Source organism: Francisella sp. AG1, from assembly GCF_057683165.1.
The window spans coordinates 618,088-638,903 of the sequence record NZ_CM173135.1; the positions used below are offsets into that span (position 1 = coordinate 618,088).

The following is a 20,816-nucleotide window of genomic DNA, read 5'->3' on the forward strand; positions in this document are numbered from 1 at the left end:
AACGTAAAGTGTTAATTAGAGTTGTTTACAGTTTTTACTTGCAGGTTTTAAATTATTTTAATGGGTTTAGTAATTTTAGGTTTAAAGATATATTTTGTGACTGGAGTGTTTTTGAAATTGCATGGTTATTAATATCTGTAGGAAGCTTAGCTGTAATAAGTGTTTTAACAGCAAATGACTATTTATTTCTTACTACCGTAGCTACTGTCACAGGTATGCTTAATATGCTTTTGGTAGCAAAGGGTAAAATATTTAATTATTTTTTTGCATTTGTAAATAATCTAACATATGCATATATCTGCTACAACCAAGGAATTTATGGTCAATTTTTACTTTTTATTTTTTTCTTCTTTCCTATGCAGTTTTATGGCTTATATATCTGGACAAAGCCACGAAATATAAGCAAAAATAACTATGTTATTACAAGAGTTTTAGCTGTTAAGCAAAGAGTGTATCTTATATCGGGTATAACTATAGCTGCTATCTTATATGGTGCGGTTATTCTTAATGGTTATTTTAATCAACAAGTGGGATTGGTTGCTGATTCATTGACAGATATTATGTCTATAGTAGCAATAGTATTAATGGTTAAAGCATATATTGAACAATGGGCTTTATGGGTGGTTATAAATATTCTTTCGACAATAATATGGATAGAACAGTGTCTCTCTGGTACTGGTGATGGAATAGCTTTTTTAGCTATGTGGCTTATCTACTTATTTAATGCTATATATGGGTATATAAACTGGTTAAAACTAAAAAATGATCCATAAAATTTTCTTTTAAAAAATTTTCATAATTAGCTTAACTTAATAGATAGCTTTCTATATAATCAGCAGTATTCGTAGAGATACTTTTTATGAGAGCTTTATCATGACTGTAAGACAAACTTTATTTCTAATCCTTACTCCTATAATAGCAATGTGCGTATTGTCATTTGGTAATGGGTTTTTTACGACATTCTCATCGATTGAGTTAAATAATTTAGGCCGCTCTAGCTTGATGATAGGGGTAATTTCTGCAGCCTATTTTTTTGGGATGACTACAGGTTCATATTTTTCTCAGTTTACTATTGTTAGAGTGGGCTATATAAGAGCTTTTGTGTTATTTGCATCTTTAATGGCTATTAGTACACTAATAGTGGGAATTAATAAAAGTGTACCAGTTTGGATTTTGTTTAGGTTTATTTGTGGTTATTCTTTAGCCGCATTATTTATTATTATAGAAAGCTGGTGTCTATTATCAGCTGAGAGAAAAAATAGAGGCCTAGTTTTTTCAATATATTTACTTATATATTATGGTTCTCAGGCAATATCACAATTGATGATGAATATTCATTTTAGTGAGGGTCTTTTGGCATACTGTCTTATTTCATCACTATGCAGTATAGCTATTGTACTGATGGCTTTTACTAAGACTGTTGCACCTATTCCTCAATCAGAAGAAGTTTGCTCCCCATTTAGAATCATGAAAAAAGTTCCTTTAGCAATGGTCGCTAGTGTTATAGGAGGAGCGTTGCTGGGTGCAATATACACTTTATTACCTATATTTTTAGTTAGAATTGATGGTGGCCATAATATGATATCAATTTTAATGATGACTACTATTCTAGGTGGAATGTTATTACAGGTTCCTATAGGTAAGCTTTCAGATATTATAGATAGAAGGAAGATAATTTTACTTGCTGGAATAGGAATCTTAGCTGCATCTATTTTAATATTTATTTTTCATAGCTCATTTTTACTATTTTCTGTAATAATATTTATATTTGGAGGGTGTGCTTTTGTTATATATCCTTTATCAATATCACATGCTAGTGATTTCCTTGAGGAGCATGAAATATTAGGAGCAATAGGTGTTTTAACAATAGCATATGGTTTAGGATCAGTAATTAGCCCTGTCGTTATTTCTAGTGTAATGTCAATATCTGGTCCATTTGGATTTTTTATAGTTACGGCACTGCTTAGTGCTATTTTATGTATATATTCTATATATAGAATTTCTTCGAGAAAATCAGCAACAGATACAGTTGCTTTTACTCCAGTAACGCCAGAGAGTGTTGGTTTTAGTCAGGCCCAAGAAGTTGTATCTGATAAGCTTGTGGAATGATAGATAACCATTGTTTATTAATTGCAAAGCATATTAAGCTAGCTTATAATTGTATAAGTTTTTAAAATTCAGAAAAGACCTAGTTTATCTAAAGGAGTATATAATTATGTCATCTCAAATAAGTCAAGTTTTTGCAAGACAGATATTGGATTCACGTGGTAATCCTACAGTAGAAGTCGATGTGGTTTTAGAAAGTGGTGCTTTTGGAAGGGCCGCGGTTCCTTCAGGCGCTTCTACCGGGATAAGAGAAGCTTTAGAACTCAGGGACGGAAATAAAAAAATTTATTTAGGAAAAAGTGTTTATAAAGCAGTAGAAAATATAAATACTAAAATTTCACAGGCAGTTAAAGGGTTAGATGCACTAGATCAAAGATTGGTCGACAAGACTATGATAGAGCTTGATGGATCAGAAAATAAAAAAAACCTAGGTGCAAATGCTATACTTGGTGTTTCATTAGCAACAGCTAGAGCTGCGGCATCCCATCTTAGGAAGCCTTTTTATCGTTATTTAATGGATGTTAAAGAATATTTGATGCCTGTGCCAATGATGAATGTTATCAATGGTGGTTCTCATGCAGATAATAATGTTGATATGCAAGAGTTTATGATTGTTCCAGCAGGTTTTGATAATTTTTCTGATGCCTTAAGATGTGGAACAGAAGTGTTTCATATATTAAAGAAAGTATTGGTTGCAGATGGTTATAGTGTTGCAGGTGTTGGTGATGAAGGTGGATATGCTCCTGATTTACCATCAAATGAAGCAGCTATTGAGGCTATTTTAAAAGCAATAAAAGAAGCAGGGTATGAGCCAGGGAAGCATGTGTTTATAGCACTTGACCCAGCTAGTAGTGAATTTTATAAAGATGGTAAATATGAACTTAAGTCTGAAAATAAATCACTATCTAGTCAAGAAATGGTGGATTACTATGCAGAGTGGGTTGAGAAATACCCAATTGTATCTATTGAAGATGGTCTAGCAGAAGAAGACTGGGATGGCTGGAAATTACTTACTGAAAAACTTGGCAGTAAAGTGCAATTAGTTGGTGATGATTTGTTTGTAACAAACCCAAGTATTTTGGCTAAAGGTATTGAAAAAGGTGTTGCTAATTCAATTTTGATTAAACTTAATCAGATTGGTTCTCTTACTGAAACATTTGAAGCTATGGCTATGGCTGGCCAAGCTGGATATACTTGCGTGGTATCTCATCGTTCAGGGGAAACATCTGATACTATTATTGCAGATTTAGCAGTAGCAACTTGTTCTGGTCAAATCAAGACAGGTTCATTGTCAAGATCAGATCGTATAGCAAAATATAATCAATTGCTTAGAATCGAAGAAGAACTTGGGGAAAATGCTATTTATCCTGGCGTAAAAACATTTGTATTTAACTCTGAGGACGAGCGCCCAGTAAAGCAAGAAATAGTTGTTGAAGAAAGTGAAACAGAAAAAGTAGTAGTTCAAGTCGAAGAATAATGATTGTTTCATGAGCACTAAATCTAATTCTTTTTTTTATATATTTATAACCGCAGTTATATTATTAATAATTGTTTTGCAGTATAACCTTTGGTTTAGTAATACTGGTATTATAAAATATCATGCTTTGCAAAAAGCTGTTACTATACAAACCAAAGAGGTTAAACAAAAATCTCAAACAAATGCACAGTTATATTCAGAGGTAGTTTCATTGCGTAAAAATAGTGAAGTACTTGAGAGCCTAGCTCGTGGAAATATGGGTTTGGTAAAACAAGGAGAAGTATTCTATAGTGTCGAATAAATATATGATAATACCAGCTGCCGGAATTGGCAGTAGGATGCAGTTAGATATTCCTAAGCAATATCATAAGCTTATTAACGATAAATCTGTACTTGATAACACTATAGCGAAACTTATTGATATGGATTTTTTTGATAAGATTATAATTGCTATTAGTTCGAAAGATTCTTTTTGGGTAAATTCTTTATATTATCAACATCCTAGAGTTCAAGTTTGTGCGGGTGGAGATACACGTTTTGAGAGTGTTTATAATGGTATAAAGACTCTTGATAGTTGTAATAATAGCGATTGGATATTTGTCCATGATGCTGCACGACCGTGTGTTGATATTTGTAGTATTAAAAAATTATATAATGAAACTAAGCTTTCTCATTCTCAAGCAGGTATACTTGCTGTTAAAGCTTTTGAAACTGTAAAAAGTGTTATTACAAAAAATATTATAGCAAAAACTATTGATCGTAATAACATATGGCTTGCTCAGACGCCACAATTATCAAGATTAGGTCAACTGAAGAAATCTTTTGATTTTTGTTATTCAAATAATCTAATTGATAAAATTACAGATGAAGCATCAGCTCTGGAGTTATACGGTATAAACCCAGTAGTTGTGGAAGGTTCAAGAAATAATATTAAGATCACCACTAATGATGATTTAGATTTTGTAAATTGGCAATTTAAATAAGAGAAGAGTTTATTTAATTAGTAACCCAATAACATAACCAAATATGATAATTAATCCCATAATAAATAAAGTTGAATCCAGAATAACTTTTCTATAGGCCTTATATTTAATATTTTTATAAATAATAATCACAGGTAAAACATATAAAAGAAATGCTACAGTAGGTGCTACTAAGATACCTATTATATTGAGTATTTTGAAATTAGATATTGTACATATCCATAAAACTATAAATATAAGGCTAATGCATATTTTATTTATCAAAGAGTCAGGTATTTTTATTTTGCAGATATCTTTGAAGAAATATTTAAATAAATACCTAAGAGCTTCTCTTGACCCAATATAGCAACCTATAAATGAGCTAATAATAGCTGTAAAAACTATCATAGGGGCTAATATATTTAATAACATACTCGGATGTTGCTCTTGGACTAAAGTTACTATAGATAGGTTATTTGCACTAGCTCTACTTAAATCTTCTACAGTTGTGCTCAGAAGGCATGATATTACAAACATAAGTACAAAAATGAACAGTATAATTGCATTTATTTTTAGTATTTTATAAATTTTTTCTTTTTCTTCTGATCTTTCTATTTTTACATAATCTCTATAAAAAATTACAAGGCTTGATATTACTGGCGAGTGATTCATCGATAGTACAAGAATTGGTAATACCATTAAAACACCAGTTATGTATCCAACTATACTAAAATGATTATCAGTTATAAACTTATAGTTCCAGTTAGGAATTATGTATATAGATAGAATTATCACGAGAATGATTAGGAAAATAACTATTAGTTGCATAAATTTAAGGATAATATTGATTCCAAAAGAGACTATTGTTAATAGTACAATTAAAATCCCAAAACTAAACCATATGTTTGTAGAAAGATCTATATTTACGATATTATAATTTAATAGAAAATTACTTAATTCACTATTAAGCCCAATAGAGTACATGGGCATATTTAGGAATATCGCAAGAAAATATAAAACAACACAAACTAGGCCTAAGAATTTGCCAAGATTGTGAGTAAATACATCTGTAATTCCTCCATCATCTGCCAAAAGTACGATATTAGACATATTTTTATGTGAATAATAGGTGAGTGGTAAAGCAAGAGCTAGTACAGTAACTAATGCCCATAGACCACTGTCACCAGCTTGTATGGGAAGATATAGTAGTCCAGCGCCTATTGCAGTTCCAAATAGAGTAAATACCCACTGTAGATCTATTTTTGTAGAGTTTGAATACTGGGGTTTTTTCACTAGCTACTCCAATCTAATATTACTTTACCACATTTACCTTCTTTCATGATCTCAAAACCTTTTTGGTAATCATTAATATGGAGTCTGTGAGTTATAACGGGGCTCATGTCCATTCCTGCTTGAATCATACTAGACATTAAGTACCATGTTTCAAACATTTCTCTGCCATATATACCTTTAAGGGTTAATCCTTTAAATAATATAGCTCCCCAATCGACAGAGATATCACCAGCAGATATTCCTAATAAAGATAATTTACCACCATGATTCATGACATCTAGCATCATTGAAATAGCAGAGTTTATACCAGACATTTCTAAGCCTACGTCAAATCCTTCAGTCATACCAATTCCAGACATTATTTTGCGCATTTCTTTTACTAAGCTCTCTTGATCTTTATATGGTGCTACATTTAGTACAAAAGTTGCTCCAAAATCTTTTGCTTTTTTTAGGCGATATTCATTGACATCAGTAACTACTATTCTTCTAGCACCACTGAATCTGGCAATTTTTATAGCCATAAGGCCAATTGGTCCAGCCCCTGTTATAAGAACATCTTCTCCCGTTAAATTAAATGATAAGGCAGTGTGGATGGCATTGCCAAGAGGATCAAAGATGCTAGCAATATCATCAGATATTGTATCTGGAACTTTAAATATATTTGATTCAGGCATGACCATATATTCTGCGAATGCTCCTTGAACATTTACACCAATACCGATAGTCTTTCTACAAAGATGGCGCTTACCAGCTCTGCAGTTACGACATTGTCCACATACTAAATGACCTTCTCCAGATACTCTATCACCAATATCTAATCCTTGAACCCCATCTCCTTTTGCAGCGACTTCACCTACAAATTCATGACCTACAATCATTGGTACAGGGATAGTTTCTTGTGACCATTTGTCCCAGTTATAGATATGTAGATCAGTTCCGCATATAGCAGTTTTTCTGATTTTTACTAATACATCATTATGACCATATTCAGGAATTGCTACATCATTAATCATCCATATTCCTGGTTCTTTCTTCAATTTAGATAATGCTTTCATTTTTGTTAATCCTATATATTTATATAATTTCTAATTCTTTACCAGCTTTTGTAAAACCTTCCACAGCTTTATCAATTTGCTCAAATGTATGTGCTGCAGACATCTGTGTTCTAATACGGGCTTTGCCTTTAGGTACTACAGGGTAAGAGAAGGCAATAACATAGATTCCATAATCTAAAAGTTTCTCAGCAAAATCAGCCGCTTTTTTCTCATCATAAATCATTACAGGAATTATAGGGTGTTCACCAGGTATTAAATCAAAGCCAGCCGCAGACATTTTTGCTCTAAATCTTGCTTGGTTTGCTTGCAGCTGCTCTCTTAATTTACTTGACTCTTTAGTTATTTCGAGGGCTTTTAAAGATGTTTTAGCGATGATAGGAGCAAGAGAGTTAGAGAACAAGTAAGGTCTTGATAGATTTTTTAATAAATCGACAATCTCTTTTTTTGCACAGATATATCCTCCTGATGCTCCACCAAGGCCTTTACCAAGTGTGCCGGTTAATATATCTATACGGCCTATTACATTGCAGTGCTCGATAGATCCTTTACCATTTTCACCTACAAAACCAGAGGCATGGGAGTCATCAACCATAACAATAGCATTATATTTATCAGCTAAGTCACAGATTGCTTCTAAGTTTGCAATAATCCCATCCATAGAAAATACACCATCTGTAGCTATCATCTTAAATCTTGCACCAGCTTTATCAGCCTCTATTAGCTTATCTTCTAGATCTTGCATATTATTATTTACATATCTAAAACGCATTGCCTTGCAGAGTCTAACGCCATCAATAATGCTAGCGTGATTTAAAGAATCGCTAATAATAGCATCTTCTTTTGTAAGTAGAGTTTCAAAAAGACCAGCATTTGCATCAAAGCAAGAAGGGTATAAGATAGTATCTTCAAATTCAAAAAAAGCACTTAATTCTTTTTCTAACTCTTTATGAACGCTATTGGTACCACAAATAAATCTTACAGATGCCATGCCGTAACCACATTCTTCTATATGAGCTTTTGCATAAGAGACTATTTCGGAATTATTGGCAAAACCTAGGTAATTATTTGCACAAAAATTAATAAGAGTATCACCATTTTCTAAATTAATTACAGGTGCTTGCGGCGAAGATATTACTCTTTCACTCTTATATGTGCCGCCATCTTTAATTTCTTGGATTTTATTGTTTACATTGTTATAGAAATTTTTATTCACAGTAGAACTCCTTTAAATTAAGTAACATAAATATCTAACTAATCTAATATATATAAGATAAAGCAAATTTGGAACTATTTGATATAAAAAGTAATAAAAGAGTTTTTAAAAAAGTAATGGGAAAGTATTTGATTTTGAAATAAAAATTTAAATAAATACAGATTAAAGATAAAGCGATTAGTCTAGATTAAATTGCTCTCTAGAATAATCAGCTAATATGTCAGAATTTAGCCCAGTATTTTCTGTGCTATTATAAGGCGGTTGATTTATTGCCCAGAACATACTACCACCATAGTTATTACTGGCAACATAGTCGATAGCTTTTTTATCTACTTCCATACCTTCCCATTGTCCGCTGGCAGCTTGCCCACCAGGTTCAAAACCTAAGACAATTAGATTTGGATCAAGTCTTGATTTAAATGTATTTAGAACATCTTTATAAATATCTATATTCCATGTTTCACCGTTTGGCATATAGTTTGGATTAACATCATAAGCCATTATATTGACCCAGTTGACTATTTTATTTAATGAACTACCATTAGCTCTTAACCAATCATCTATAGCAATACCTTCGCCATCTGAATTAAACCCAGGAAAGCCATATTTTTTACTATCAGACATAAAAGCATTAAATCGAGTTGTGTAACCAATTTGCTTATCTTGCATACCTTCAGCATCAAGTTTTTGACGTAATTTAAGTATTGTTTCAGCTAGTACTGCTTGCTCTTCTTGGGCATTAGGGTTTGGTTGACCATTTGCAAGTTGATTAATATGTTCCCAGTCAAAATCAATACCATCACCAGAAATTTTTAGTAAAGCAACAAGTTGTTCTACTAGATTATCAACTTGGCTTGGACTAATTGTTTGCTGTAAATCAGACCATCCACCTAAGGCCCATATAAATTTACCATTATTCTGATGTACAGATTCGATTAATGCATCAATTTTCTTTCTTTGCCAATTATCGACACGTTCCCAATCTTTAGTTCCTTCTGGATATTGCTTCATAATATCTAATACATCTTTTGCAGTCATAGATTCATAAATAGCAGAGCCACCCCATTCGGTATTAGAGGGATTATCAGGATTAGGAGTTTTTGCTAGGGTTAAAAATGAATATAAGACATGAGTATATGGTGCGATATCATTATTATAGTAAGCAGCATCACTATTTGATGTGCCAGTAGGGGCTTGTAAGGCAGCCTTCCAATTTTCCCAGTAACCGATAATTTTTTTATCAGCTTCGATAGGGGCTTGTTGTTCAAAGCTAATATTAATACTTTGGTTATTTTGATTAGCTGTAAAAGAGGAAGGGGATGTTGCTACTCTGTAGCCATTAATTGAAGTGGTAGTTATAGTCCAGCTAGAATTATCTTTTGGAATATTAATATCATAGTTACCATTCTTATCAAGAGTAATTTCTTGTTTATCACCCTTATCATTAGTTAGAGTGAGAGTAGCTGTTTGTTGATTTGGCAAGCCATTTACATTAATAGTAATATCTTGGGTAGCTATAGCTTGTTTTTCAAATTTCAAAGAGGCTTTAGTTGTATTGAATTTGGTAATATTTACTATGACTGGATCTGCTTTATAGATAGCTCCACTATCTGATAATTCACTTGTAAGTATAGTATATTTAGATCCATTTTCAGAGGCGGGAAGATTATTGATAGTAATAGGGTTGTTAAAGTTAAGCATACCTTGTGTAATTATGTTATCTTGAGCATCTTTTATAGTAAAAGTAGGTTTTTTAGTAGTGTTAATTTCTATTTCAGCGGATAATACTACAGAGCCCTCTTCAGCTGACGCTGGTTGTTCATAGTTTACTTTTACAGTTTTAACTTCGCCTTTATTAACAGAAAAATTAGCATTGTCTACGATGCCTTTGGCGCCATTAATTGTTGGAACTACTATTTTGATATCACCGGCTGGAACTTCAATAGAAACTGTAGAACCCCAGGTTGCATCAGTAATCTCAGCAATTTTAATCTCATCATTATTATAAAGTATTATATCAGGAAGCGATTGATCAGTAATATAATTAGGTTTAGCAGGTAGTATAATTGTAATAGTTGCTTTTTCTTGCACATCACCCATGCCTATATTGAAGTTCTTAACTTCAAAATCTGGAGCATAATTTGCATCATAGGTTACAACATTGGTTGGAGAGAAGGAAAGAACTACTGGCTTATTGGCAGGTAAAATATAACCTTGTCCTTCAGGCCACCATTTTTCAACAGTAACAGAAACCTTATTACCATTCTTTACAACACTATTTTTACCTGGTAGTCCCCAGATGCTTCCAGTTTGAACGCCGTTAGTTAGTTCAAAATTTATAGGATTTTCCATAAGGTTTGTATTTTTATCACAGTGAAACCTAATAGATCCGCTCCAGCCATCTTTGGCTTCATCCATCGTGCAGTTAGCAAATGTTGCTGACCCCATAAGAGTTAATATAAAGGTCGAAAGTATTTTGAATTTGTTTTTCATTGGTATTCTCCTTGTCTATATTCGTAAATATATACTTACCTCTTTTATAATTCGATTATATGATCATTAAAAAAGTTAAAGCAAATAAAATTTAAATAAAATGCTTTCTAAATATATATATTAAAAATTAACTTGTTTTAAATTAATTTAATTTTTGCTATAGCGTTTTGTTACATGTAAGTCGAATATAACAAATAATTTTGATCGTAGAATTATCAAAAAATAATAATTCTATGCAATTTTTAATAGGTTATATAAATTTTGTGGATCTAAATTTGTCTATACTAAGAAGATATTTCAATCTTGGCTATAATATTTGGTACTTTATTCTATTAGTAGTTGTTATTCAAAACCGTGTGTTTACATAGCCTGTTGAGAATGGCGCGTACCAAAAGTTGCTCCAGTAGGGCATATAGTGTTGATTTCATCGAAGATATAGTTAATCTGATAATATTGTGCTAAAGACGTGAGTAATAGCATCAGATAAATTATCAAAAGAATTATTTACTTTTCTTAAAATTCTTTTAAAATTGGCCCAAATTTTTTCTATAGGATTTAAATCAGGAGAATAAGTAGGAAGGTATAGTATCTGTATATCAAACTTCTCTGCTATTTTAGCCAATTTAGGAGATTTATGAAAACTAGCATTATCCATAACAACAGTAGTCTTTGGAATTAACTCAGGACATAAATGCTCTTCAAACCACTGATTAAAAATTTGAGTATCTGTATATCCAGTATACTCTAGCGGTGCTATAATCTTCTTTTCTAAATAGTTATAACCAGCAACTATACTTTTTCTCTGAGTTTGATAAGCAATAACTTCACCATAGCTAGGTTTACCAACAAGAGACCATCCTCTTAGTACAGACTGTTTATTATCCATACCCATTTCATCTAAATATACAAGTTTGTTAGGTTCAATAGTCTCAACAACCTCTATAAAACTTTGCCTATCTTGTTCTTTTCTTTGCTTATATTTAGGTGTCTTTTTTTAAAACTAAAACCAAGTCTGGTAAGACAATCATAAAATGTGCTTCTAGGTATTTCAGGAGCTAATGCTTCTCTAATATCTAAAGCCATTGCATCTGGATATGTTCTTAAGTAGCTTTCTATCGCTTCCTTATCTGTAAAGGTTGCTACTCTACCGCAACCCAAGCCTTGCTTAGATTTATAATCACCAGTTGTCTCGTATAAGTTTATCCAAGATCTAGTAGTACGGATATCTATATTAAAAAAATTACTTAACTCTTTGTCTGTTAGGCCTTCTTTATATTTAGTTATTACGATATCTCTGAAATCTTGGCTATATGATGACATTTTTTCTAAATATTATAACATTATTGTCAAATAACTATCGGATTAACTATATCTTTAGTTAATATTGTTTTATAAGCTGTCAAAGCACTTTTTACTCTTGAAGCTCTTCTCATCCTAGGGATTACTAAAATATTTTGTGAAATAAGCCATAGTAGAGCTAGGGTTTATAAAGGTATGTTTAGTCTATTTGTGATGGTTTTTTAGTTTTGCGATAATTTCTTTGTTTTTAGAGTAGCTTTGTGTTGAAAATTTTGGTAGAGTTTTTCTAAAATCGTTATTTTACAATGTTGTTGAAAGCATACTGTGCTATAGGGATTGATTATAAGTTACAAAATTAATCTGTATATTTGAAATGATCCATGGCTGCTTTTGGATAACGATAACCATAAGCCTTTGGTAGATCATTTAAAAATAATAAATTTTCATTTGAAAGGTTTATATCAATTGCTTTTATATTTTCTAATAAATATTTCTCACGCTTAGTGCCAGGTATAGGTACAATATTTTTCTGCCTTAGTAACCATGCTAAAGCTAATTGTGGTAGAGTACAGTCCAACTCTTTTGCAACAGTCTTCATTTTATCAAGAATTAATTTGTTTTTTTCGATATTTTCATCTGAAAATCTTGGCAAATCTTTCCTATAATCATCTTCTTTGAAATCATCTTTAGAATCTATCTTACCTGTTAAGAAGCCTCGACCCAATGGGCTATAAGCTACTAATCCAATATCAAATTTTCTACACAATTCTAAAACACCATCATACTCAACACCTCTAGACCATAAGGAATATTCGGTTTGAATAGCCGCAAAAAGATCTTGTTCACCTCTTTCCTTAAGGTAGTTATATGCCTTTTCAACAGTCTCAGCCTTTGGCTCTGAAAGTCCAAAATATTTTATTGCTCCTTTATGAGCCAATTCAACAAGAGCTTTTATACTTTCTTCTATAGGTGTTTTATCATCTAATCTATGTAAATAATATAAATCGATATAGTCAACATCCAATCTTTCTAGACTTTTGTAACAAGCTTTTTTAATATATTCTGGACTCGTATCAACACCCCTTTTAGTTGAATCATTTTTATCTCTAATTACTCCACCTTTTGTTGCCAGTACGATTTCATCTCGCTTATATTTTTTGATAACATTTCCAACCAAACATTCATTTTCACCGAACCCATAAGTATCTGCTGTATCAATCATTGCATGTTTACCAGCGACTTCTATATAACTTCGCATTGTTTTAATTGCTTCGTCTATATTAATATTACCGTAGAATTCTGAACTCCCCATCGCTCCATAGCCTATTCTAGTTGTTTTTAATTTACCCAAACCTATATGTTTTTGTATAGTCATTATTTATCCTCTTATTAATGTGATGCTAATATTGTGTCTTTATAGTATGCTCAGGTTTAAATGGTTATAATATCCGTATCAAATACGGATACAAAAAACTAATATGATTACTATAGATTCATGGGCAGAGTTAGATTTTGATAGAAGTCCATTTTTAAAATATACAGAAATAGTCAATACTATAATTAAACCTCTTTCAAACCATTTTGGTTTAGATTGTTTTACATTTCATAAAACTTTTGCCGATGACAGTCAAATAAGGCTATGTAATAATTCTAAATGGTATAAACATTATTTATCAAAAAAACTTTATTTAGAAAGTATTTTTGAATTAAGCGCTGATAAATATCAATCTAGTTATTTTATTTGGTCAACTGTTACAAGTCATAAAAATATTGTCTCTGAAGCGAATAAATTTGGTATTTATCAAGGAGTCACTATAATTAATAGAGTAGGTAATGATTGTGAGTTTTATTTTTTAGGTACGAGTAACTATAGTCAGGCTAGATATAGAAGTCTCATTTTAAATATTAGCCAGATTACAAAATTTGTTCCTTATTTCAATAGAAGAGCCAATGAAATCATTCAGAAACTTAATGCTGATAAAGTATATTCTAAAGATATGAAGTTAAATGTTTCTAATTCTGATACTTTATATGACTTTAATAAAGATAGTTTTATTTTAGATCTTTGTGATATTGAGCTAACTAGTCGAGAAAAAGATGTTGCTTTACTATTAATTAAAAACAAAACAGCTAAAGAAATCGCATTATCTTTATATTTATCTTATAGAACTATAGAGCAATATATAGATCAATTAAAAGAAAAATTTAAATCTAATAGTAAAAGGGAGCTTGAAAGCTCCTTGATGAAACTTTTTTTATAAGGTTATTCTAAAGGCTGACCTATTAAATAGGTATATATGAGTAGATTTGAGTCATAATTGTTATGTAGTTTCATATAATTAATTTATATCCAAGCTAGATGAGGTATATTTTATGTTAATAGTAATTCAAAATGTAAAAGAGGTGTTTTACAAAAAAAAGCTAAAAAACCCAAAAAAGTTCAATAAAGTGCTTGCAATTTGGAAGGGTGATGCGTATTATATGTCTTCACCGGTTGGGAGTGATCCAAACGGTTGAGAAGCCAAGGTTTCGGAAGATATTTAATAGATATGTTATATACAAACACTTTGTTAATGAATTTGAGTATCAGTAGTTAGAGTCAGAAATTAGATTAAACTGAAGAGTTTGATCCTGGCTCAGATTGAACGCTGGTGGTATGCTTAACACATGCAAGTCGAACGGTAACAGGAAGAGCTTGCTCTTTGCTGACGAGTGGCGGACGGGTGAGTAACGCGTAGGAATCTACCCATTTGAGGGGGATACCAGTTGGAAACGACTGTTAATACCGCATAATATCTGTGGATTAAAGGTGGCCTTTGTGCTGCCGCAGATGGATGAGCCTGCGTTAGATTAGCTTGTTGGTGGGGTAAGAGCCTACCAAGGCCGCGATCTATAGCTGATTTGAGAGGATGATCAGCCACATTGGAACTGAGACACGGTCCAAACTCCTACGGGAGGCAGCAGTGGGGAATATTGGACAATGGGCGAAAGCCTGATCCAGCAATACCATGTGTGTGAAGAAGGCTCTAGGGTTGTAAAGCACTTTAGTTGGGGAGGAAAGCTTGTGAGTTAATAGCTCATGGGAAGGACGTTACCCAAAGAATAAGGACCGGCTAACTCCGTGCCAGCAGCCGCGGTAATACGGGGGGTCCGAGCGTTAATCGGAATTACTGGGCGTAAAGGGTCTGTAGGTGGTTTGTTAAGTCAGATGTGAAAGCCCAGGGCTCAACCTTGGAACTGCATTTGATACTGGCAAACTAGAGTATAGTAGAGGAATGGGGAATTTCTGGTGTAGCGGTGAAATGCGTAGAGATCAGAAGGAACACCAATGGCGAAGGCAACATTCTGGACTAATACTGACACTGAGGGACGAAAGCGTGGGGATCAAACAGGATTAGATACCCTGGTAGTCCACGCTGTAAACGATGAGTACTAGCTGTTGGATTCGGTGTAAAGGATCTAGTGGCGTAGCTAACGCGTTAAGTACTCCGCCTGGGGACTACGGCCGCAAGGCTAAAACTCAAAGGAATTGACGGGGACCCGCACAAGCGGTGGAGCATGTGGTTTAATTCGATGCAACGCGAAGAACCTTACCTGGTCTTGACATCCTGCGAACTTTCTAGAGATAGATTGGTGCCTTCGGGAACGCAGTGACAGGTGCTGCACGGCTGTCGTCAGCTCGTGTTGTGAAATGTTGGGTTAAGTCCCGCAACGAGCGCAACCCCTATTGATAGTTACCATCATTAAGTTGGGTACTCTATTGAGACTGCCGCTGACAAGGCGGAGGAAGGTGGGGACGACGTCAAGTCATCATGGCCCTTACGACCAGGGCTACACACGTGCTACAATGGGTATTACAGAGGGCTGCGAAATAGCGATATGGAGCGAAACTCAGAAAGGTACTCTTAGTCCGGATTGCAGTCTGCAACTCGACTGCATGAAGTCGGAATCGCTAGTAATCGCAGGTCAGAATACTGCGGTGAATACGTTCCCGGGTCTTGTACACACCGCCCGTCACACCATGGGAGTGGGTTGCTCCAGAAGTAGATAGCTTAACGAATGGGCGTTTACCACGGAGTGATTCATGACTGGGGTGAAGTCGTAACAAGGTAGCCGTAGGGGAACCTGCGGCTGGATCACCTCCTTAAAGGAAATACGAAAAAATAGAAATAAGCTTTAGCTATTGATTCAGAGGATTTGACTTAGTGTTTGTAGATAATATATTTTAGTGTAAATAAGATAACGGGTCTGTAGCTCAGTTGGTTAGAGCGCACCCCTGATAAGGGTGAGGTCGGTAGTTCGAGTCTACTCAGACCCACCAGAATTTTGGGGCCATAGCTCAGCTGGGAGAGCACCTGCTTTGCACGCAGGGGGTCAGCGGTTCGATCCCGCTTGGCTCCACCATTATTTTATTTGCATGATAATAGAGATATTTAACAATTTAGTATAGAAATAGACTTAAGAGAATAAGTGCAAGCGGTGAATGCCTTGGCATTCAGAGGCGATGAAGGACGTGTTAATCTGCGATAAGCTTCGGTTAGGTGGTAAATGACCTATGATCCGGAGATTTCCGAATGGGGGAACCCAACTAGGACAACCTAGTTACTCACTCGTCATAGAGTGTAGAGCGAACGAGGGGAACTGAAACATCTAAGTACCCTTAGGAAGAGAAATCAATTGAGATTCCCATAGTAGCGGCGAGCGAAGTGGGAAGAGCCTGGTATGATTTAGCATGATATATAGTAGAACAAGTTGGGAAGCTTGACGATAGAGGGTGATAGTCCCGTATACGAAATATACCATGTGGAACTAAGCATACGAACAAGTAGGACGGGGCACGAGAAACCTTGTCTGAATATGGGGGGACCATCCTCCAAGGCTAAATACTACTGAATGACCGATAGTGAACTAGTACCGTGAGGGAAAGGTGAAAAGAACCCTTATAAAGGGAGTGAAATAGAATCTGAAACCGCTTGCATACAAGCAGTAGGAGCATGTGTAGACATGTGACTGCGTACCTTTTGTATAATGGGTCAGCGAGTTACTTTTAGTGGCGAGGATAACTGAATAAGGGATCCGTAGCGAAAGCGAGTCTTAATAGGGCGTATAGTCGCTAGGAGTAGACCCGAAACCGGCGCGATCTATCCATGGCCAGGTTGAAGGTTAGGTAATACTAACTGGAGGACCGAACCCAATAATGTTGCAAAATTATGGGATGAGCTGTGGATCGGAGTGAAAGGCTAATCAAGCACGGAGATAGCTGGTTCTCCCCGAAAACTATTTAGGTAGTGCCTCGTGTATAACTGATTGGGGTAAAGCACTGTTTCGACGATGGGGGTTTTACGACCTTACTGACTCGATGCAAACTCAGAATACGATCAAGTTCAATCACGGGAGACACACTGCGGGTGCTAAGGTCCGTAGTGGAAAGGGAAACAGCCCAGACCGCCAACTAAGGTCCCCAAGTCATAGCTAAGTGGGAAACGAAGTGGGAAGGCCCAGACAGCCAGGAGGTTGGCTTAGAAGCAGCCATCCTTTAAAGAAAGCGTAATAGCTCACTGGTCGAGTCGGCCTGCACGTAAGATTTAACGGGGCTAAGCTATGCACCGAAGTTGCGGATATGTAGATAATATATATGGTAGGGGAGCGTTCTGTAAGCCGATGAAGGTGAATTGAGAAGTTTGCTGGAGGTATCAGAAGTGCGAATGCTGACATGAGTAACGTAAAATAAGTGAGATTCTTATTGGCCGAAAACCTAAGGATTCCTACGCAATGTTAATCAACGTAGGGTAAGCCGGCCCCTAAGGCGTAGCTGAAGAGTGAAGTCGATGGGAAACAGGTTAATATTCCTGTGCCGCTTATATGAACGAAGGAGGGACGGAGAAGGTTAGGTAGGCCTGGCGAATGGTTGTCCAGGTAAAAGTATGTAGGTAGAGATGCTAGGCAAATCCGGCATCTTGTTGATCTGAGGTACGAGACGAAGTCAAACTTGTTTGACGAAGCTATTGATACCAAGCTTCCAGGAAAAGCTTCTAAGTATATTGTATAAGCGACCGTACTCTAAACCGACACTGGTGGGTAAGTAGAGAATACTAAGGCTATGAGATAACTCTGGTGAAGGAACTAGGCAAAATGACACCGTAACTTTGGAAGAAGGTGTGCCCTTGATGGTGATGAGACTTGCTCTCTGAGCTGTTGGGGGTTGCAGATACCAGGTGGCTGCGACTGTTTATCAAAAACACAGCACTCTGCTAAATCGTAAGATGAAGTATAGGGTGTGACGCCTGCCCGGTGCTGGAAGGTTAATTGAAGGGGTTAGCGCAAGCGAAGCTCTGGATCGAAGCCCCAGTAAACGGCGGCCGTAACTATAACGGTCCTAAGGTAGCGAAATTCCTTGTCGGGTAAGTTCCGACCTGCACGAATGGCGTAACGACGGCCACACTGTCTCCACCAGAGACTCAGTGAAATTGAAATCGCAGTGAAGATGCTGTGTACCCGCGGTTAGACGGAAAGACCCCGTGAACCTTTACTACAGCTTTGCACTGGACTTTGAATATTTATGTGTAGGATAGGTGGGAGACTATGATACTTGGTCGCTAGATTAAGTGGAGTCGTCCTTGAAATACCACCCTTGAATATTTGAAGTTCTAACTCAGGAGAAATTCGAGGACAGTGTATGGTGGGTAGTTTGACTGGGGCGGTCTCCTCCTAAAGAGTAACGGAGGAGTACGAAGGTGCACTCGGCATGGTCGGAAATCATGCTAAGAGTATAAAGGCAAAAGTGCGCTTGACTGCGAGAGTGACGGCTCGAGCAGGTACGAAAGTAGGTCTTAGTGATCCGGTGGTCCTGTATGGAAAGGCCATCGCTCAACGGATAAAAGGTACTCCGGGGATAACAGGCTGATTCCTCCCAAGAGTTCATATCGACGGAGGAGTTTGGCACCTCGATGTCGGCTCATCACATCCTGGGGCTGAAGCAGGTCCCAAGGGTATGGCTGTTCGCCATTTAAAGTGGTACGCGAGCTGGGTTCAGAACGTCGTGAGACAGTTCGGTCCCTATCTGCCGTGGGCGTTAGAGATTTGAGAAGAGTTGCTCCTAGTACGAGAGGACCGGAGTGAACGAACCACTGGTGTTCCGGTTGTTTCGCCAGAAGCATTGCCGGGTAGCTACGTTCGGACGGGATAAACGCTGAAAGCATCTAAGCGTGAAGCCTCCTTCAAGATTAGATCTCTCTAGCTATAAGCTAGTAAGGAACGTTGGAGACTACGACGTTGATAGGCTGGGTGTGGAAGTACAGCAATGTATGAAGCTTACCAGTACTAATGATCCGAGAGACTTAAGTCTATTTCTATGCTGAATTGTTAAATATCTTTATGCCCAAAACATAGTTTTGGCGATGATAGCTTGTAGGAACCACCTGATCCCTTTCCGAACTCAGAAGTGAAACTATAACACGCCGATGATAGTCTGGCATTGCCCAGGTGAAAGTAGGTAGTCGCCATCTTTTTCGAATATTAAAGTCTCAACAACAAGAGCAACATATTAAAGCCCCAGTAGATATCCTCTACCGGGGCTTTTTGCGTTTAAAGGGATTTATACTTATAATCACATAGCTTTTTACTTATGTTTAGATACTATTTGCTTGTTGAAGTGTTTTAATTTATCAGATATATTTGAATAGGGTTTATTTCTAGGAATAACTTTAAATTTGTCATATACCTCTTAACTTGATTCACGATAAAAAATGAAAGTATCTAGTATATTAGAGATTGTTATGTTAATAAAAATGATGGTGCTATACTACAAATTGAGTGTAATGCTAATTTGTTTTCAAATAATCTAAAATAGATGGTAAAAAATATTGTATTTATTTCTGTTTCTAATCCAGCATTATGGTGCTCACAAGTTAGCTTAGGTGATTTTGAAAACAATAAGGTGATATCTTATTGTAATAGCATATTCTGAATGTGTATAGTTTATTCTGATGATAATATAGATTCTTTAAATGATAATTATTCGGTATCTAAAAAAGAAAATTGTATATTTAATAAAAAATATTAATCAATGACTTAAAAGTTTAAGGTAATTTATTAGTTTGATTCTTTGTGATTACTTCTTATATTAGAGTATAGTTTAATGGATTATCTGGACATTCATATAGTCCACATTCAAAAAAAGCAGAAATTAAATTAGCAAAAATAACTAGAATAAAAAGTATAAATATTATGTGAGTAAGCAAACGTACTTTTTTATTCTTAGCTTCGGAAACTTCTTGAGGTTTTTCATGAATTTCATATTGCTTAGGATATGAAATTACTATCGCAATATAAATAATAGCCAACATTGATATTACAAATACCCAACTATACATATGCATACCTAAAACTATTGAGCCATAACCAACAGGGTCTGTGACATGTAGAGCTATTTGTCTAAGTGATATAAATGATGTAAGTACTGCTGATAATAATGATAGTGCATAGTGACTTGGACGTATATGAAAACGCATATTTAATAGAAATCCAAACCCAATTGCTAATAGTCCTAATCTTTGTAAGAGACATAGAGGGCAAGGTATTTCATCCATTACAAACTGAAAGAAAAAAGCCATAACTATTATTATGACTATACCAGTAGTTTCTATGGCGCTTAAAGCTTTAATTAAATCATTTGTGGTATTTTTTTTCATTATAAGCTCCTATTTATAAATAGATAGATAAATGACTTGTTGTATGATGCAAAAATACTAATCCCATAATAATAAGAAAGATACAAAATGTTATCACTGCCCATCGTCTATTGAACCATGCAGTTAAAACAGAGATCAGAAGTAAAATAAAACTTATTAATATTCCTGGCATACTATTTGCTCCTTTAATATATAGTTACATAATACAGTTTAGCTTGTTTTACAATA

At 35.1% G+C, this 20,816-nt stretch carries 14 protein-coding genes, 2 tRNA genes and 3 rRNA genes; 11 read left to right on the forward strand and 8 right to left on the reverse strand.

All coding sequences use genetic code 11. The features are described 5' to 3' along the window. Positions 1-8: 8 nt before the first annotated feature. From pnuC to ispD, 5 genes are all read left to right on the forward strand, one after another. Positions 9-773: a nicotinamide riboside transporter PnuC gene (pnuC, locus tag ACR0PV_RS03080; protein WP_488173536.1), complete on the forward strand. Its 765-nt coding sequence runs from the start codon at positions 9-11 to the stop codon at positions 771-773. Positions 774-873: 100 nt separating this feature from the next. Then, positions 874-2,109 (forward strand): MFS transporter, encoded by a 1,236-nt coding sequence (locus tag ACR0PV_RS03085; RefSeq protein WP_488173537.1) that lies wholly within the window; start codon positions 874-876, stop codon positions 2,107-2,109. Positions 2,110-2,215: 106 nt separating this feature from the next. Then, positions 2,216-3,583, forward strand: a complete 1,368-nt coding sequence (eno, locus tag ACR0PV_RS03090; protein ID WP_488173538.1) for a phosphopyruvate hydratase — start codon at positions 2,216-2,218, stop codon at positions 3,581-3,583. A 10-nt stretch (positions 3,584-3,593) separates the two neighbouring features. Next, entirely contained in the window at positions 3,594-3,884 is a 291-nt protein-coding gene (locus ACR0PV_RS03095; protein ID WP_488173539.1) for an FtsB family cell division protein, read from the forward strand. Beyond that, positions 3,874-4,566, forward strand: coding sequence for a 2-C-methyl-D-erythritol 4-phosphate cytidylyltransferase (gene ispD / locus ACR0PV_RS03100; RefSeq protein ID WP_488173540.1), 693 nt, complete (start codon positions 3,874-3,876; stop codon positions 4,564-4,566). Before ACR0PV_RS03095 ends, ispD begins: the two co-directional genes overlap by 11 nt. Positions 4,567-4,575: 9 nt before the next feature. Here the strand turns inward: ispD and ACR0PV_RS03105 are convergent, their stop codons facing one another. From ACR0PV_RS03105 to ACR0PV_RS03130, 6 genes are all read right to left on the reverse strand, one after another. After that, positions 4,576-5,838: an amino acid permease gene (locus ACR0PV_RS03105; protein ID WP_488173541.1), complete on the reverse strand. Its 1,263-nt coding sequence runs from the start codon at positions 5,836-5,838 to the stop codon at positions 4,576-4,578. Continuing rightward, positions 5,838-6,893, reverse strand: a complete 1,056-nt coding sequence (gene tdh / locus ACR0PV_RS03110; RefSeq protein WP_488173542.1) for an L-threonine 3-dehydrogenase — start codon at positions 6,891-6,893, stop codon at positions 5,838-5,840. The genes ACR0PV_RS03105 and tdh overlap by 1 nt, the downstream gene beginning before the upstream one ends. Before the next feature lie 19 nt (positions 6,894-6,912). Continuing rightward, positions 6,913-8,106, reverse strand: coding sequence for a glycine C-acetyltransferase (locus ACR0PV_RS03115; protein ID WP_488173543.1), 1,194 nt, complete (start codon positions 8,104-8,106; stop codon positions 6,913-6,915). Between the two features lie 177 nt (positions 8,107-8,283). After that, the gene (locus ACR0PV_RS03120) at positions 8,284-10,599 is read right to left on the reverse strand and encodes a glycosyl hydrolase family 18 protein (RefSeq protein ID WP_488173544.1); all 2,316 of its coding nucleotides are present in this window, start codon (positions 10,597-10,599) and stop codon (positions 8,284-8,286) included. Positions 10,600-11,038: 439 nt separating this feature from the next. Next, a protein-coding gene (locus ACR0PV_RS03125) for an IS630 family transposase (RefSeq protein WP_488173545.1) occupies positions 11,039-11,919 on the reverse strand; the annotation gives its coding sequence in 2 pieces (ribosomal slippage) (positions 11,039-11,595 and positions 11,595-11,919; 882 coding nt in all). Positions 11,920-12,253: 334 nt separating this feature from the next. After that, positions 12,254-13,273: an aldo/keto reductase gene (locus ACR0PV_RS03130; RefSeq protein ID WP_488173546.1), complete on the reverse strand. Its 1,020-nt coding sequence runs from the start codon at positions 13,271-13,273 to the stop codon at positions 12,254-12,256. Between the two features lie 103 nt (positions 13,274-13,376). Between ACR0PV_RS03130 and ACR0PV_RS03135 the strand changes: the two genes are divergently transcribed. The 6 genes from ACR0PV_RS03135 (at position 13,377) to rrf (ending at position 19,403) form a co-directional block, all read left to right on the forward strand. After that, positions 13,377-14,159 (forward strand): LuxR C-terminal-related transcriptional regulator, encoded by a 783-nt coding sequence (locus tag ACR0PV_RS03135; protein ID WP_488173547.1) that lies wholly within the window; start codon positions 13,377-13,379, stop codon positions 14,157-14,159. A 352-nt stretch (positions 14,160-14,511) separates the two neighbouring features. Continuing rightward, a 16S ribosomal RNA gene (locus tag ACR0PV_RS03140) occupies positions 14,512-16,045 on the forward strand. 97 nt (positions 16,046-16,142) lie between these two features. Continuing rightward, positions 16,143-16,219 (forward strand) — tRNA-Ile (locus tag ACR0PV_RS03145). A gap of 7 nt (positions 16,220-16,226) precedes the next feature. Continuing rightward, positions 16,227-16,302, forward strand: a tRNA-Ala gene (locus ACR0PV_RS03150). Positions 16,303-16,354: 52 nt separating this feature from the next. Next, positions 16,355-19,243, forward strand: a 23S ribosomal RNA gene (locus ACR0PV_RS03155). A gap of 45 nt (positions 19,244-19,288) precedes the next feature. Continuing rightward, a 5S ribosomal RNA gene (gene rrf / locus ACR0PV_RS03160) occupies positions 19,289-19,403 on the forward strand. Together the 16S, 23S and 5S rRNA genes with 2 tRNA genes alongside form the textbook arrangement of a ribosomal RNA operon. Before the next feature lie 612 nt (positions 19,404-20,015). Here rrf and ACR0PV_RS03165 read toward each other — a convergent pair. Both ACR0PV_RS03165 and ACR0PV_RS03170 read right to left on the reverse strand, forming a co-directional pair. Continuing rightward, a complete protein-coding gene (locus tag ACR0PV_RS03165; protein WP_488173548.1) occupies positions 20,016-20,588 on the reverse strand; it encodes a disulfide bond formation protein B in 573 nt (190 codons plus the stop codon). Positions 20,589-20,601: 13 nt separating this feature from the next. Then, positions 20,602-20,760: a DUF5993 family protein gene (locus ACR0PV_RS03170; protein WP_488173549.1), complete on the reverse strand. Its 159-nt coding sequence runs from the start codon at positions 20,758-20,760 to the stop codon at positions 20,602-20,604. Between the last annotated feature and the right edge of the window lie 56 nt (positions 20,761-20,816).

Bases quoted from the DNA above. Each gene is read 5' to 3' on its own strand.
- ACR0PV_RS03130 (WP_488173546.1), bottom strand. From the start codon at position 13,273: ATGACTATACAAAAACATATAGGTTTGGGTAAATTAAAAACAACTAGA.
- ACR0PV_RS03170 (WP_488173549.1), bottom strand. From the start codon at position 20,760: ATGCCAGGAATATTAATAAGTTTTATTTTACTTCTGATCTCTGTTTTA.
- eno (WP_488173538.1), top strand. From the start codon at position 2,216: ATGTCATCTCAAATAAGTCAAGTTTTTGCAAGACAGATATTGGATTCA.
- ACR0PV_RS03165 (WP_488173548.1), bottom strand. From the start codon at position 20,588: ATGAAAAAAAATACCACAAATGATTTAATTAAAGCTTTAAGCGCCATA.
- ACR0PV_RS03085 (WP_488173537.1), top strand. From the start codon at position 874: ATGACTGTAAGACAAACTTTATTTCTAATCCTTACTCCTATAATAGCA.
- ACR0PV_RS03095 (WP_488173539.1), top strand. From the start codon at position 3,594: ATGAGCACTAAATCTAATTCTTTTTTTTATATATTTATAACCGCAGTT.
- tdh (WP_488173542.1), bottom strand. From the start codon at position 6,893: ATGAAAGCATTATCTAAATTGAAGAAAGAACCAGGAATATGGATGATT.
- ACR0PV_RS03135 (WP_488173547.1), top strand. From the start codon at position 13,377: ATGATTACTATAGATTCATGGGCAGAGTTAGATTTTGATAGAAGTCCA.
- ACR0PV_RS03120 (WP_488173544.1), bottom strand. From the start codon at position 10,599: ATGAAAAACAAATTCAAAATACTTTCGACCTTTATATTAACTCTTATG.